The organism is Amycolatopsis sp. CFH S0740 (genome assembly GCF_004522315.1).
GTDB lineage: Bacteria > Actinomycetota > Actinomycetes > Mycobacteriales > Pseudonocardiaceae > Amycolatopsis > Amycolatopsis nivea.
Map to the genome: position 1 here is coordinate 85603 of NZ_SDLS01000018.1, position 14810 is coordinate 100412.

The window sequence follows — 14810 nt, forward strand, 5'->3', positions numbered from 1 at the left end:
TGGGGCACCCCGAAGCTTGATTGTGCTGACGGTTCGGGGGTGCTTGTCAAGGCGGGAAAGATGCCTTGACAAGCACCCCCGAACCGCAGGGAGGCTTCGTATCGGGGTGCGCGGGAGGGGCTGGGTGCCTCGATGCTTGAGTGCATCGGCTGCGGGTAAGGGCTGGGTGCGCTGACCGTTGGGTGCACCGGCTGCGGGAGCGGCTGGGTGGCTTGATCGTTCCGTACGTCGGCTGCGGGAGCGGCTCGTGCATCGCTGCGGGGAGCGGCTGGCGCATCGATCGTTTAGTGCATCGGCTGCGGGGAGCAGTGGCGCCTCGGCGGTGGGCGCATCGGCTGCGGTTGGGCGGTGGAAGTGCGCAGTTTGGGGAGCTGGAGGCGGGGGTCGCGGGGGGTGCGGGTAGCGCCCCAATGTGGCATTGGGTGCGTGGGACGCACCCAATGTGGCGTTCGGTGCGTCTGACGCAACAAATGCCGCATTGGGGCGCATCGCGGCGGGTGCGGGCTGGCGGGTGGGCCGTGAAGGACTCCTTGAGGGAATCCAAGTCTGTGAAGGGGCCCCTCACGACCGGAGGCGGGTCGTGAGGGGAACCCTGACGGAATCAGAGTCAATGAGGGTGGCCCTCACGGAAAGCGGCGAAGAGTGCGCGCGGGGTCAGCGGAAGGCTGGGTAGAAGGCCAGGTCGGCGTGCGGGCCCAGGCGGGCGGCCAGGGCTGCGGCGACTCTGGTGGAGTGTTCGGCGACTTCGGTCAGGCGCGAGTAGCCAGCGTGCCTTGCCAGTTCGCGCCACCAGGTGACCAGGGCTGCCTCGCGGCTTACTGGGGTTGCGTGCCTGCTCAGGTTCAGGTGCGGGAGCAGTTCGCGGGTGATTTGCCAGACTTGCAGCATTTCGCTGATGGTGAGTTGCTTCGCCAGCTCGACGTCGTCGGCGAAGGACGGCCATACGTCGACGATTTCGGCTCGCCAGGCGGCGATCATCGCTTCGCTCATGCCTGCGGGGAGCGCCATCGCGCGCGGGTCCGACACGAACGGCAGCCGCAGGCAGGAGGCGTCGACCAGGGCGGTTCGGACCCGGCCGCGTTCGAAGTCCAGGAAGCGGACTCCGGAGCCGGTGACCAGGTTGTTTTCCGGGGCCAGTTCGACCGGGCTGAACGCGCGGAAGGCGGCCGACCTGGCTTGGGCGACGGCTTCGGCGATGCGTTCGCGCACGGACTCGGGGACGGGCACGTCCAGCAGTTCGGACAGGAGTTCTTCGACGTCGTCGGCCAGGCCTGCCAAGCCGTCGTTGTCGGTTCGCACTGGGCCGCCCAGGCGGCGCAGCAGCGCGTTGAAATCGGCTTCGCGGCTGGCGGTGCTCGCGTGCAGGCGGCCGAGCGAACGGGCCCACGAGAGCAGTGCTCGCTCGGCTGCGCGGGAGTCCCGGGCGGCCAATTTGTCTCGCAGGGTGGGTGCGCGGCCCAAGTCCTCGATCACCAGCACGCGGTCGCTGCCGTCGTGGGCCAGGAGTTCCGGGCACATCCGTTCGTCCGGCGCCAGTGCCGTGAACAGCTGGTAGCTCACGGCTTCCTGGGCGAACGGGTCGACCCGGCCGGGTTCCGGCGGGTCCGGATAGTGCTTGACCACCAGGGTGCGCGGCAGAGCGAAGGAGGAAGACACGACCCGTGCCCGGACGACGGTCGCCGGGCCGCTTCCGGAGAGGTGTTCGGGCGAGACGAGCGTGATCGCGCTCCCGAACCGGCGCGTGAGCACCGCCTCGCCCGCCGCGACGGCCGCGGCGACTGCGAGTTCCCCGGCTTCCGCCCGGACTCCAGCGTCGCCGGCGGAGGAGGTGTCGACTGTCATTGTCACCGACCCTACTCGTGACTGAGCAACCATGACCACAACGTTCCGGGCGCCGGGACGCGCCCGGAATCACCCACGGGAAAGCGGACGCAGCAACGCGTCGGAACGTTGCTTGCGTCGGCGAACTATCAGCACAATGGCCGCAGCAAGAACGATTCCGAAGAGGTTGACCAGCAGCTGCAGCACCGAAAAACCGGTCCGGTCCCAGCGTCCGGCGACCGCCGCGACCATGGCGTAACCGGCCGCGGGGACCGTAGTCACCGAAATGAACACGCCGACGAGCGCGGCCGATTTCGCCGACGTCATCGCGAGCATTCCGGCCGCCCCGGCGAGCAATGCCACCACGAACGACGCGGGTCCGACTTGATACACGAAATCGACCTGATGGTTATTGACTATCGCGTGCGGATCGAAAAGACCGGCCGAGCTGCCGAGCAGCACTCCGAGCAGCGTGATCGCCATCGACACCGGGAAACCGACGGCCAGCGCGACCCCGGCCCGGCGCACCAGGTCCCAGCGGCGCAGCACCATCCCGACCGCGATCGCGGCGAGCGGGCCGAACTCCGGCCCGACCACCATCGCGCCGACGATCGTCACCGACGAGTCGGTCAGCACGCCGACCGCGGCGAGCAGGCACGCGATGGCGAGGAACGCCTGGAACGTCGCGTTCCACCGCGACTCCTCGCCGGTGCGGCCGAGCAGCTCCTGCCACACGACCGCGTCCGCGCCTTCGCCGGGAGCGGCTTCCTCCGCCGCGTCGGCGGCATCGGACAGCGCTGTGTCCAGCGATTCCATGGTGATGCCGCCGCTGCGGTCGAGACCGAGCGCGCACAAGGCGTCGACGATGTCGTCGGCCGCCTCCCGCGCGACGTCCGCCTCGATGAGGTCACCCTCGGGCGAGACGGACGCGCCGCGGTGCACGATCAGGTGCGCCGCGCCCGGGTGGGTGCGCAGCAGCTCCAGCGTCTCGTCAGTGCGCTCCGGCGGGCAGATCGCCCTGAGGTGCAGCACTAGCTCACCCCGCCCCGCCAGCCGCCCTCGACGGACCCGCTGTGCGCGGCCACTACTTCTCCTGTGCGGCAGCCGGTTTGTTCTGCGGGACCGCCGGTTTCGCGTCGATCCCGGCTTCCTTGCGCTGCTGGGCGGTGATCGGCGCGGGCGCGGCGGTGAGCGGGTCGTAGCCGCCGCCGGTCTTCGGGAACGCGATCACGTCGCGCAGCGAGTCGGCCTTGGCCAGCAGCATCACGATGCGGTCCCAGCCGAACGCGATGCCGCCGTGCGGGGGCGCGCCGAACTGGAACGCCTCGAGCAGGAAGCCGAACTTCTCCTGCGCTTCCTCCTCGCCGAGGCCCATCAGCGCGAACACGCGCTTCTGGACGTCCTCGCGGTGGATACGGATCGAGCCGCCGCCGATCTCGTTGCCGTTGCAGACGAGGTCGTAGGCGTAGGCGAGCGCGTTGCCCGGGTCCTGCTCGAACTTGTCGATCCACTCCGGGGTCGGCGAGGTGAACGCGTGGTGCACGGCGGTCCACTTGCCGGAGCCGACCGCGACGTCGTCGCCGATGTCCTCGACCGGCGCGAACAGCGGCGCGTCCACGACCCACACGAACGACCAGGCGTCCTCGTCGATCAGGCCGAGCCGGCGGCCGATCTCGTCGCGCGCGGCGCCGAGCAGCGGCTGAGCGGCGGAAACCTTGCCCGCGGCGAAGAAAATGCAGTCGCCGGGCTTCGCACCCGCGGCTTCCGCGACGTTCGCGCGCTCGGTCTCGGAGAGGTTCTTGGCGACCGGGCCGCCGAGCGTGCCGTCCTCGTTGACCAGGACGTACGCGAGGCCCTTCGCGCCGCGCTGCTTCGCCCATTCCTGCCAGGCGTCGAGCTGGCGACGCGGCTGCGAGGCGCCGCCGGCCATGACGACCGCGCCGACGTACGGAGCCTGGAACACGCGGAACGGCGTGTCCGAGAAGAAGTCGGTGAGCTCGGTGATCTCGAGGTCGAAGCGCAGGTCCGGCTTGTCGGAGCCGTACTTCGCCATCGACTCGCGGTAGGTGATCCGCGGGATCGGGGTGGCGATCTCGTGGCCGATCAGCTTCCAGAGCGACTTCACGATCGCTTCGCCGACCGCGATGACGTCGTCCTGCTCGACGAAGCTCATCTCGATGTCGAGCTGGGTGAACTCGGGCTGGCGGTCGGCGCGGAAGTCCTCGTCGCGGTAGCAGCGGGCGATCTGGAAGTAGCGTTCCATGCCGCCGACCATGAGCAGCTGCTTGAACAGCTGCGGCGACTGCGGGAGCGCGTACCAGGAGCCGGGCTTGAGCCGCGCGGGCACGAGGAAGTCGCGGGCTCCTTCCGGGGTGGAGCGGGTCATCGTCGGCGTCTCGATCTCGACGAAGTCCTGCGCGTGCAGCACCTCGCGCGCCGTGCGGCTGACCTCGCTGCGCAGCCGGATCGCGGCCGCCGGACCGCTGCGGCGCAGGTCGAGGTAGCGGTACTTGAGCCGGACCTCCTCGCCGACGTCGACGCGGTCGTCGATCGGGAACGGCAGCGGAGCGGCCTCGGACAGCACTTCCAGCTCGGTGGCGAGCACCTCGATCTCGCCGGTGGCGATGTCCGGGTTCGCGTTGCCCTCGGGCCGCTTCGACACCTCGCCGACGACCTTCACGCAGAACTCCGACCGCAGCGCGTGCGCGCGCTCGGCCATCTCGCCCTCGCGGAACACGACCTGCGCGACGCCGCTGGCGTCCCGGAGATCGATGAAGATGACTCCGCCGTGATCGCGCCGCCGCGCCACCCAGCCGGTGAGGGTGACGGTCTGACCGGCCTGCCCGGCACGCAGAGTGCCGGCTTGATGAGTGCGGAGCACTGCGACTGCTCTCCCTAGGTCCACGAGATTCGGGTGCGGCGGGTGCACGGGGTTGAGCCGAACACGCATTTCGCCGGATACAGAGGCTAACGAACTCCGTGTCCGGGGGTGCGGGCAGGTTTGGGTCGGGGCGGTGGGGCGGGGTTCGAGCGTTGCGGATGGCTTGGGGCGGCGGGGGCAGCGCGGGTCGGGCAGTGTCCGCTTGACGGAGACGGCTCCGGCTCGGCGGGGCAGCACTGCTGGCGCGAGCCGGGCGGGCAACGCAGGCGCGAGACTCTCCGAGGCCAGCAAGCCTTCGGCTTGGACCGTGCCGCTCGGCCAGGCGGCAGCGCTGCTGGCGCGAGCCGAGCAGGCAGGACCGGGCGAGACTCCCTGAGGCCGGTAAGCCTTCGGTTGGGGCGACGGCTCCGGTTCGCCGGGGGCGGGTCTCGAGCGCTGCTAGGTCAAACCTCGCTGACCAGGCAATGCGAGCGGCGAGAAACCCCGGAGTCAGCGCCCGCGATGGCGTGGACAGCTCGGATTCGCAGGAACGGGAGCGCCGACGCAGGGGTGACGCGGACTGGTCGGGACGGTAGCGCTGGAGTTCAGGCGGGTGCGGATGAGCGGACTCGCCGCGGTCTGCACCCGACGAGGCTGGACCAGGTCGTTCCCGAGATCACCGGGCAGGTCACAGAAGGCGCAACTGCTCCGCCTCCCCCACCCGTTGTTCCGGCACCTCCGCGTCCGGCGGGTCCGGTTCCGTCCGGGTTTCCGAATGCGCCCTTGGCGCTCGCGGGTCCAGACCGTGCCGCCGGAGCAGCGGGGCTACCACTGTGCCCAGCCGTTCCCGATAGCCGCGGTCGACGTAGCTTCCTCGGGCGTACAGGCGGCGGTATCGCGGCGCCAGCTCGGGATACTCGCGCTTCAGCCACGCGGCGAACCACTCCCGCGCGCCTGGCCGGAGGTGCAGGGGCAGGACAGTCACCCTGGTCGCCCCGGCTTCGGCCAGTTGGGCGAAAAGCGGGTCGAGGGCCTCGGGCGAATCTGTGAGGTACGGCAGCACCGGCGCGACCATCACCGAGCACGGCAGACCCGCCGCGGCGGCTTTGCGGATCAGGTCCAGTCGGGCGCGCGGGGTCGGGGTGCCGGGTTCCAGGCGGCGTTGCAGGTCGCCGTCCAGCAGGGCCAGTGACACTGCCAAATGGACTGGGACGTCCTTGCCCACCGACTCCAGCAGGGGCAGGTCGCGGCTCAGCATGGTGCCCTTGGTGAGAATCGACAGCGGGGTGCCGGAGTCGGCGAGGGCGCGGATGATCCCGGGCATCAGCCGGTAGCGGCCTTCGACGCGCTGGTACGGGTCGGTGTTCGTGCCCATCGCGACCGGTTCTCGTTGCCAGCTCGGCCGTTTCAGTTGCGCGGCCAGCACTTCCGGCGCGTTGACCTTGACCACGACCTGGGTGTCGAAGTCGCGGCCGGCGTCGAAATCCAGGTACGTGTGGGTGTTCCGGGCGAAGCAGTTGTGCGACACCATCCCGTCGGCGATGAAATCGCCGGTGCCCGTCGTGATGTCGAACAGCGGCAGCTCCAGCCCCGTCGGCGCGACGGTCGCGACGGTGCGCCGGACTCCCCCGATCACGGTGCCGTCCAGGGAGCGTTTCCACTCGACGGCCGGGTCGACCAGGTGCAGGAACCGCAGCACCTCGCCGGTACCGCCGGTGAGGCGTGCTTGCCTGCGGCCGGGGTGCTGGCGGTGGCCGACGGTGTCGTAGCCGAACGAGAACCGGTCCAGCGCGGCGAACAGCATGTCCACCACTTCGTTCTCGTCGTGCGCGATGGAGAGTGTGCCGCGCCGGTAGCCGCCCGCCAGGTCGAAGAGTCCGGCCAGGAAACCGCGCGCCCAGTGCGCGTCCGGTTCGCGCGGGATGCGCATGAAGCCCACTGACGAACCGAAATCCGGCAGGTACGCGAGAGCTCGCGCCGCGGCGTCCGATTCCGCAGCGAACCCGCCTGAGCGCAGCATTCCGCACAGGTACCCGGCGCGGTAGCCGAGCGTGTCGTCCGGCGTGCGCGTGAACCGGCCGCCGCCGACCAGTTCGGTGCCGGGTTCCAGGTGCGGCCGCTGCGCGGTGCCGAGTTTGCTGCCGGTGACGTATTTCCAGCCGCGCGAGCTGAGGAACCGGTGGTCCGGTCCGGCGACGATCCGGGTGCCGTCGTCGAGCGTGACGCGGTACGCCGGGCGCACCGTGGTCCAGTGCGCGAGCACCTCGGTGGGCACGAGCCTGCGCGCGACGCCGTGTCCGCGCGTGCCCATGATCCGGTCGCCCACGCGCAGCTCGGCGATCGGCTTCGCGCGGCCGTCGGCCATCAGCACCGGCGTGTCGCCTTCGAGGCAGTACGTGCACGCGTGCGAACACCCGCGATACGGATTGACCGACCACCGGAACGGCACCGCGGACGATTCGGGCACCCGGTTCAGCACGGACCGGGCGCGCACCTCGTGAAAGGTGACGCCGCCGAACTCCGGAGCGCGCACCGAGCGCACCACGTCCCCGAAGGCACCGAGACCGGGGAGTGCCGGCTCCTCCTTCCCCGCTCGCAACTGTTCCCAACGCACCCCTACAGTCGAACACATGTTCTAAAGCACTGTCAAACATATGTTCGAACACCCCTCGAACGAGCGAGGTGCAGGCTCAGCCGCCGAACCGCTCCAGCGCGCGGATCTTGTTCGTCGCGTCGAGGGCCGCGACCTTGTACGCCTCGGACAGCGTCGGGTAGTTGAAGACCGCGTCCACCAGGTAATCCACTGTCCCGCCGCAGCCCATCACGGCCTGGCCGATGTGGACGAGATCCGTCGCGCCGGTGCCGAAGACGTGCACTCCCAACAACTTCCGGTCCGCCGTCGACACCAGCAGCTTCAGCATCCCGTAGCTGTCCCCGGAAATCTGGCCGCGCGCCAGCTCCCGGTACCGCGCGATGCCGACCTCGTACGGCACCGAAGACGACGTCAGCTGGGCCTCGGTCGCGCCGACGTACGAGATCTCCGGGATCGTGTAGATCCCGATCGGCTGCAACGCGCCGATGTCGTTCGCCGGTTCGCCGAACGCGTGGTACGCCGCGAGCCGGCCCTGGTCCATCGACGTCGCCGCCAGCGCCGGGAACCCGATCACGTCGCCGACCGCGTACACGTGCTCAACCGACGTTCGATAGTGCTCGTCGACCTCCAGCCGACCGCGCCGGTCCGCGGTCAGGCCGGCGTTCTCCAGCGCCAGCGCGCCGGTCATGCCCTGCCGCCCGGCCGAGTACATCACCGCGTCCGCCGGGATCCGCTTGCCGCTGACCAGGGTCGTCACGGTGGCGTCGTCGGAGACCGCGACGTTCGCGACCTTCTCCCCGAACCGGAACGTGACGCCGAGGTCGCGCAGCTGGAACTTCAGCGATTCCACGATCTCCGGATCGCAGAAGTCGAGCATCTGGTCGCGCTGCTCGACCACGGTCACCCGCGAACCGAGCGCGGCGAACATCGACGCGTACTCGATCCCGATCACCCCCGCGCCCACCACGACCAGCGAGGACGGGATCGCCTCCATCGCCAGGATCTCGTCGGAGTCGAGCACGCGCGCGGCGTCGAAGTCGACGTGGTCCGGGCGCGCGGGACGGGTGCCGGTCGCGATCACGACGTAGTGGCCGGTGATGGTGCGCCGGTCGCCGCGGTGTTTGCCGTCGACCAGGACGGTGTGCGGGTCGGCGAACGAGCCGATGCCGCCGATCAGGTCGACGTGGTTGCGCAGCAGCTGCGCGCGCACCACCTGCACCTCGCGCCCGATGACGTGCTGCGTGCGCGCCATCAGGTCCGCGATGGTGATGTCCTGTTTCACCCGGTAGCTCGCGCCGTACAGCTCGCGCTGGTTCATCCCGGTCAGGTACAGCACGGCTTCGCGCAGCGTCTTGGACGGGATGGTGCCCGTGTTGACGCACACGCCGCCGACCATGTCGTGGCGGTCGACGACGGCGACTTTCTTCCCCAGTTTCGCCGCCGCGATGGCGGCTTTCTGCCCTCCCGGGCCCGAGCCGATGACGATGAGGTCGTACTCGTATTCGCTCACGGACCCGAGCCTGCGCATCCGCGCCGGTCGGCGCAAGTCCTCACGAGCGCAAGGCGCCCCGGCGGCGGTGCAGATCCGTGACCGAGCCGAGCGCGGCGCCGAGCTCCTCGCGCAGCAACGCGGCTTGTTGCGCGGCGACGTCCTCCCCCAGCAACTCCGCGAACCGCCCCCTCTCCAGCAGGGCCAGTGCCTCCCACGGAGACGACGCCAGCTGTCCGCTCAACGCACCCGCGTCAGGCGGCGACAGCTGTTCGGCCAGGCCAGCGGTACCTGCGGCGATCAATGCGGCGACGACGAGGTGCGGCTGGGCGTCCGCGCCTGCGAAGCGGAATTCCAACCGCGGCGCGGAGGACGTCCCGCACAACCGGACCGAAGACGTCCGGTCGTCCGGTCCCCACCGCAGTTCACGCGGCGAGAACGGAGCGGTGCGCAGCCGGACGTAGCTGTTCCACGTCGGCGCCCACACCGCGGACAGCGATCGTGCGTCCCGCAGCACTCCGGCCAGGAAAGCCCCCAGCGCGAACGGAAATCCGACCGGTCCGTCCGAAGCGGACAGTGACAGATGCACGTGGCACGAATTCCCCTGACCGGGTTCCGGCGCGGCGAGGTAGTCGGCTTGCGCGCCGTGCTGAGCCGCCACCCGCCGGGTCACCGTCTGCAGCAGCAACGCGTCGTCGCAGGCCGCGAGCGCGTCGCGATGCCGCAGGACAACCTCGTACTGCCCCGGATGACACTCCGCCCGCGCCGATTCCACGCCGAGACCGGCCGTCGCCGACCGCAGATCCGCCAGCAGCGGGGCGAGCCGTTCGGTGCCGCCGAGGGCGTAGTCCACGCCATGCCCGGTGAGCGGATCCCCTGCCAGGTTACGGAAAACCACCTCGTGTTCGATCCCGATCGACGGAACCAGCCCGTGCTCCTCCAAGCGCGCCAGCTGCGTCCGCAACACCGTCCGGGGCGCGAGCCCGGCCGGTTCGCCGGACGGAAACTCCGCGTCCCCGACCACTGCCCACGTCTGGTCGCCGAGCGGAAACGCTGTCGCTGCGTCGAGCTGCACGCGCAAATCGCCGAACCCGCCGAGATACGGCTTCAGCGCACCGATCTCCGGCAGCGGATCACGCTCCGGAGTCCAGGCGAAGACGTAGCTGCACACGCCGTATCCGCTGTCCACCACCTCAGCAGCGAACGGCGCAGCCAGCTCGACGGCCGCGAACCGCGCGTGCGGATCGGGCACCAACAGCACCAGTCGAGCACCGTCCTCCGCGAGCACTCGACGCAGCACCTCAGCCGCCGCCGTACCCGCTTCGGCGCGCACGGCCAGCGACCTCGGCCCGACCGGACGGTCGAACGGGCTCACCAGGCACCGTCCGGATCGGGCGCGTGCAAGGGGTTCGGCACGCGGCCCCAGCGGACGTCGAACTCGTCGTCGCGTTCCACCTTGTCGAAGCCCTGTCCGGCGAGATGCTCGCGGTTGAGCGTGACCCGCTCGACGTCCGGCGCGAACAACCGGCAGGCGTCGAATCGTTCGGCCACCTCGGGGTTTTCGTCGCGGTAGCGGCCGACGACCTCGCGCACCAGCGCCCAGAAGTCACCGCGCGCCAACCCGAGATCGTCCAGCAGTAGTTCCGCCCAGAACCGCAGCTGCCCGGAGAAAACCGAGCTGAACAGCGACTGCGCGAGCAGGTGCGCGGGCCAGCGCAGCATGTCGGCGGCGGCGTCCGGCGGCAGATCCGCGTAGCAGGGCAGTTCCTCGTCCAGCAGGTCGACGCCCTGGGCGAAATCCTTGATCGCGATGCGCAGCGGGCGGCCGTCCGCGTCCACCACGAGCACGAGATTCTGGCCGTGCGGGCAGAATCCGACGCCGTACTGGAGCAGCCAGTGCAGCAACGGCGTGAGCAGCAGATCGAACAGCCTCGACAGCCACGCCTCCGCATCGTCGCCGGACTGCCTGATCAGCCTGGTCAGCACGGTCTCGCCAGCGGCGTCGCGGTACGGCAGCGCGGCGAACGAAATCGCCTGCTCCCCCTCGGCGAGCCGGGCGACGAGCGGCTCGCGCCACAGCGCACCGAGCGTTTCGTGGAACCGGTACGGCAGTTCCTCCAGCGAACCGAACAGCGGATGCTGGACCGAAACGCTCGCCACCTCGCCGAGCAGCTCGAAACGGTATTTCTCGGACAGCAACGGATCGGCCGCGTCGATCCCACGCAGCCACTCGGTGACCGATGGTCCGGCGAGCGTCGCCGCGGAGTTCAGACCGCGATAGACGAGCGTATTGCGCACGGAGACGGCGGTTTTGACATCGCGGCGGTCTGGCCGGGAGCGGTTGGCGAGGGTCCGGACTGTCTGATGTGGACGGTAGACGTCGCGGCTCTCCCCCAGCTCGGCCATCCGGCCGGTCGCCAGCTCGGCCGCGTAGAGCGTGCCGATGATTTCGTCTGCCTGCCAAGGATGCACCGGCACCCAGACGTAGTCGGCGGGAGCGCCGAGCTGGGCCGTGCGGGCGGTGAACTCGGCGCGGGTCTGGTCGTCCAGTTCCTCGCGCAGCAGGGTTTCCGCGTCGAGCCCGGCCACGCTGCGGAACTGCGCGAGATCGCGGTGTACGGCGTACCAGCGCAACCGGATGTCGGCACCGGATTCGGGCGCGTAACGGGCACGGTCAGGAGCGGAAAACCCGACGCGGCCCTTGTTGAGGACCAGCCGGGGGTGGCCGGTCAGGTGCCCGTCGGCGAGGTTGTAGTCCATCGTGGACAGTTCGGCGGCGGTCGGTGCGCGGCGCAGACGGGTTGCCTCGTTGGCGACCGTCGAGGTCAGCTCGGCGAGGACGTCCGCCAATCGCAAGCCAGTGAGGCCGAGCCGTTCGCGCGCGTCGACGATCAACGTGTGGGGGTCGTCCGCCGGAGCCTCCACGCCGTCAGCGGTCCGGATTGCGCTGCCGGGCAACACTGTCCACGACTCGAACGCGCCTCGGCGTGCTTCGAAACGGTACGAAACGCCGTCGGGCAGGTCGAGCTGCCAGCTGCGGTGTCCGGCCCGCGTCGGTTCGCCGGGCTCCGGCACCAACATCGCTTCGTACGACAGCTCGCCGAGCATTTTGTGCGTGACGAGCGAGCCAGCGGCCCGCCAAGCAGCGTCGTCGGTCAGGGTCACAGGTCCTCCGTCTGGTCGAGGCCGAACGTGGTGAACGCCGTCCGCTCAGGCAGGTCGTACACCGGTTTTCCGCATACCGCGTTGAGAATCGCCGCCGCCCGCCACGCGCCGAGGCCGAGATCCGGCGCGCCGGGACCGTGCGTGTGCCGTTCCGCGTTCTGCACGAACAACGGGCCTGGCACGTCGAGCTCGACCCGATAGTCGGCACCGATCACGAGCCGCCCCTGCGCATCGCGGCGGACCGCTTCGCCTAGGCCTTGCAGCAACGGCCCGGTCGGCGTTTCCGCGTAGCCGGTGGCAGCCACCACGGCGGACGTCCGGTGCATCGCGGTCGTTCCTTGCTGGGCGTGGCGCAGTCCCAGTTCGATCCCGTCGCCGACGGTCGCGGTCACCACCTCGACGCCCGGTGTCAGCACCGCGCCCGGCCAGCCGCCGCCGATGCTTCGGCGGTACAGCTCGTCGTGGATCTCCGCCATCGTCTCGGCGTCGATTCCTTGGTACAGCTGCCATTGCGTGGGCAGAAGCTGGTCCCGGACCGCTTCGGGAAGGCCGTGGAAGTACGCCGTGTAGTCGGGGGTGAACTGCTCCAAGCCGAGCTTCGAGTACTCCATCGGCGCGAACGCCGGTGTCCGCGCGAGCCACCGTAGACCGTCCACAGTGGATCGCGCCCGCAGCAGGTCGAGAAACACCTCGGCTCCCGACTGCCCGGAGCCGACCACCGTCACCGAATCCGCAGCGATCAGATCAGGCCGATGCGTGAGGTAGTCCGCGGAATGCAGCGCGAGCACGTCAGGCGCGGAAACCAAGGGCTGCAACGGTTCCGGCACGCTCGGCTGCGTGCCGACGCCGAGCACGACCGCCGCCGCCAGCACCGGTTCCGCACCCTCGACGGTCAGCTCGAACGCCTCTTCGCGGTCGATCCAGCGCAAGCCGGTGACCTTGTGCCCGAACCGGCACGACGGGAGCCGGGACGCTGCCCAGCGGCCGTAGTCGTCGTACTCGGCGCGCGGCAGATGGAACCGCTCGGCGAAGTAGAACGGCAGCAATCGGCCGCGTTCGCGCAGGTAGTTGAGGAACGAATGGCGGTTTGTCGGGTCGACGAGCGTCACCAGGTCGGCAAGGAACGGCACCTGCAGCGTCGCCCCGTCCAGGAGCAGTCCGGGGTGCCAGCGGAACTCTGGACGCGCGTCGAACAGTACGACTTCCAGCTGGTCGAGCGGATCCGCCAGCGCGGCCAAAGACAGGTTGAACGGCCCGATCCCGACCCCGGCGACGTCGTAACGCCTCACGACGCGACCGGGCTTTCCCGCGTGACGCTCGTGCGCAGGTCCGCCGCGACCGTGGCCACCGCGTCCAGCAGCGCGCGGTAGTCGGCGGGCTGGGTGTGCGGGTGCAGGAGGGTGAGTTTGAGCCACAGCTGCGCCTCGCCGTCCGGTCCGGTCGGCAACGAGCCGCGACCGATCACCGCGGTGCCGTCCTCGAGAAGCGTGCGGCGCACCTGCGCGACCAGCTGGTCTCCGGCCGCTCCGTCCGCCGCAACCGGACGGAAGACCACTGTGGACAGTTCGGGCGGGCCCCACGACCGCAGCGCCGGATGGTCTTCGACCATCGCGTGCACGCCAGAAGCATTGGCACAGCAGCGTTCCACGAGCGCCCCGATCCCGGCCGTGCCGAGCGCGCGCAGCGTGACCGCCATCCGGAACGCGTCCGGACGCCGGGACGTGCGCAGCGAACGGCCGAGCAGATCGGGCAGTCCGGCTTCGGTGTCGTCGTCGGCGTTGAGGTACTCGGCGCGGACGGTGAGCGCCTGCAGATCGGCCTCCCCGCGCGCGGCGAAGACACCGGCGGCCACCGGTTGCCAGCCGAATTTGTGCAGGTCAAGCGCGACTGAATCGGCTAGCTCCAGACCGGCGACGCGCGAGCGAAGGGTTTCGCTGCAGAGCGCGAGACCGCCGTACGCCGCGTCGACGTGCAGCCGCGCTCCAGTCCGGCGGCAGATTTCGGCGATCTCCGGCAAGGGGTCGATCCGGCCGGTGTTGGTGGTGCCGGCGGTCGCGACGACCACGGCCTGCGCACCGAGCGGTGCCAACGCCTCGGCCAGCGCGGACGGGACCATCCGGTCGTCGACGCACGGCACCACGACCGGCGCGGGAAGTCCGAGCAGCCATGCCGCACGGGCGACGCTGTGGTGCGAATTAGCCCCGCAGACCGGGCGCGTGACGGCGGATTCCCGGGCGAGCAGGAGGCCGAGAAGGTTGGATTCGGTGCCGCCGGAGGTGATGACGGCGTCTGGGCGAGCGGCGTCCGGGTAGCAGAGCCGGGCGATCCCGGTGGCGAACTCGCGCTCGATCTCGCTCGCGACCGGGGCCTGGTCCCAGGAGTCCATGGACGGGTTCAGCGCGGAGGCGACGACGTCCGCGGCGACGGAAACGGCCAGCGGCGGGCAGTGCAGGTGCGCGGCGCACGCCGGGTCGCCCGGGTCGGCGGATCCGGCGGCGAGCAGGGCGGAAAGCTCTTCCAGGGCTTGTTCGGCGCCCACCCCGTGCCGAGGGAGCCCGTCTGCGGACTGGGTGCGCGCGAGGGTCGCCGCCACCGCGGCAGGGCCGCCTGCCGGAACCGGACCGCCGCGTTCGGCCGTGCCCGCCGCCATTCCGCGCAGCGCCGCCGGAAGCAGCCGGGCCAGCCGGTCCGCACCGTCGGGGCCGCCCGCGAGCCACTCCGCCGAAGCCACGCCGGACGAGGCCGTCGGCGCTGAGGGCGCATCCGCCATGGAACCGCCTTTCTTAGGGTAACCTTGCCTTACCCTGCGCAACAATACGGATACCCACCGGCACGCTGCGAGCGGGGCCCGCGCGGCAGCGAAACGGCCGGTGCCCCCTTGG

At 70.3% G+C, this 14810-nt stretch carries 9 protein-coding genes; all 9 read right to left on the bottom strand.

The genetic code is table 11. The features are described 5' to 3' along the window. Nucleotides 1-654 precede the first annotated feature (654 nt). Nucleotides 655-1842: a phosphotransferase gene (locus EIZ45_RS27625; RefSeq protein ID WP_134666347.1), complete on the bottom strand. Its 1188-nt coding sequence runs from the start codon at nucleotides 1840-1842 to the stop codon at nucleotides 655-657. 69 nt (nucleotides 1843-1911) lie between these two features. After that, complete coding sequence (locus EIZ45_RS27630; RefSeq protein WP_037818991.1) at nucleotides 1912-2853, bottom strand: DUF389 domain-containing protein; 942 nt, start codon at nucleotides 2851-2853, stop codon at nucleotides 1912-1914. 52 nt (nucleotides 2854-2905) lie between these two features. Beyond that, nucleotides 2906-4702 carry an aspartate--tRNA ligase gene (gene aspS, locus EIZ45_RS27635; protein WP_134666349.1) on the bottom strand — a complete coding sequence of 599 codons (1797 nt, stop codon included), beginning with the start codon at nucleotides 4700-4702 and terminating at the stop codon, nucleotides 2906-2908. Between the two features lie 667 nt (nucleotides 4703-5369). Continuing rightward, on the bottom strand, nucleotides 5370-7313 hold the full coding sequence (locus EIZ45_RS27640; RefSeq protein ID WP_240692039.1) for an intein-containing Rv2578c family radical SAM protein: 1944 nt from the start codon (nucleotides 7311-7313) through the stop codon (nucleotides 5370-5372). 58 nt (nucleotides 7314-7371) lie between these two features. Further along, entirely contained in the window at nucleotides 7372-8802 is a 1431-nt protein-coding gene (gene sthA / locus EIZ45_RS27645) for a Si-specific NAD(P)(+) transhydrogenase (protein WP_167754279.1), read from the bottom strand. A gap of 22 nt (nucleotides 8803-8824) precedes the next feature. After that, nucleotides 8825-10138, bottom strand: coding sequence for a glutamine synthetase (locus EIZ45_RS27650; RefSeq protein ID WP_134666353.1), 1314 nt, complete (start codon nucleotides 10136-10138; stop codon nucleotides 8825-8827). Further along, nucleotides 10135-11928, bottom strand: coding sequence for an IucA/IucC family siderophore biosynthesis protein (locus EIZ45_RS27655; RefSeq protein WP_134666355.1), 1794 nt, complete (start codon nucleotides 11926-11928; stop codon nucleotides 10135-10137). Before EIZ45_RS27655 ends, EIZ45_RS27650 begins: the two co-directional genes overlap by 4 nt. After that, nucleotides 11925-13217 (bottom strand): lysine N(6)-hydroxylase/L-ornithine N(5)-oxygenase family protein, encoded by a 1293-nt coding sequence (locus EIZ45_RS27660; RefSeq protein WP_134666357.1) that lies wholly within the window; start codon nucleotides 13215-13217, stop codon nucleotides 11925-11927. Before EIZ45_RS27660 ends, EIZ45_RS27655 begins: the two co-directional genes overlap by 4 nt. Then, complete coding sequence (locus tag EIZ45_RS27665; protein ID WP_134666359.1) at nucleotides 13214-14698, bottom strand: aminotransferase class I/II-fold pyridoxal phosphate-dependent enzyme; 1485 nt, start codon at nucleotides 14696-14698, stop codon at nucleotides 13214-13216. The genes EIZ45_RS27660 and EIZ45_RS27665 overlap by 4 nt, the downstream gene beginning before the upstream one ends. Nucleotides 14699-14810: the final 112 nt, after the last annotated feature.

Bases quoted from the DNA above. Each gene is read 5' to 3' on its own strand.
- EIZ45_RS27625 (WP_134666347.1), bottom strand. From the start codon at position 1,842: ATGACAGTCGACACCTCCTCCGCCGGCGACGCTGGAGTCCGGGCGGAA.
- EIZ45_RS27640 (WP_240692039.1), bottom strand. From the start codon at position 7,313: ATGTGTTCGACTGTAGGGGTGCGTTGGGAACAGTTGCGAGCGGGGAAG.
- sthA (WP_167754279.1), bottom strand. From the start codon at position 8,802: ATGCGCAGGCTCGGGTCCGTGAGCGAATACGAGTACGACCTCATCGTC.
- EIZ45_RS27665 (WP_134666359.1), bottom strand. From the start codon at position 14,698: ATGGCGGATGCGCCCTCAGCGCCGACGGCCTCGTCCGGCGTGGCTTCG.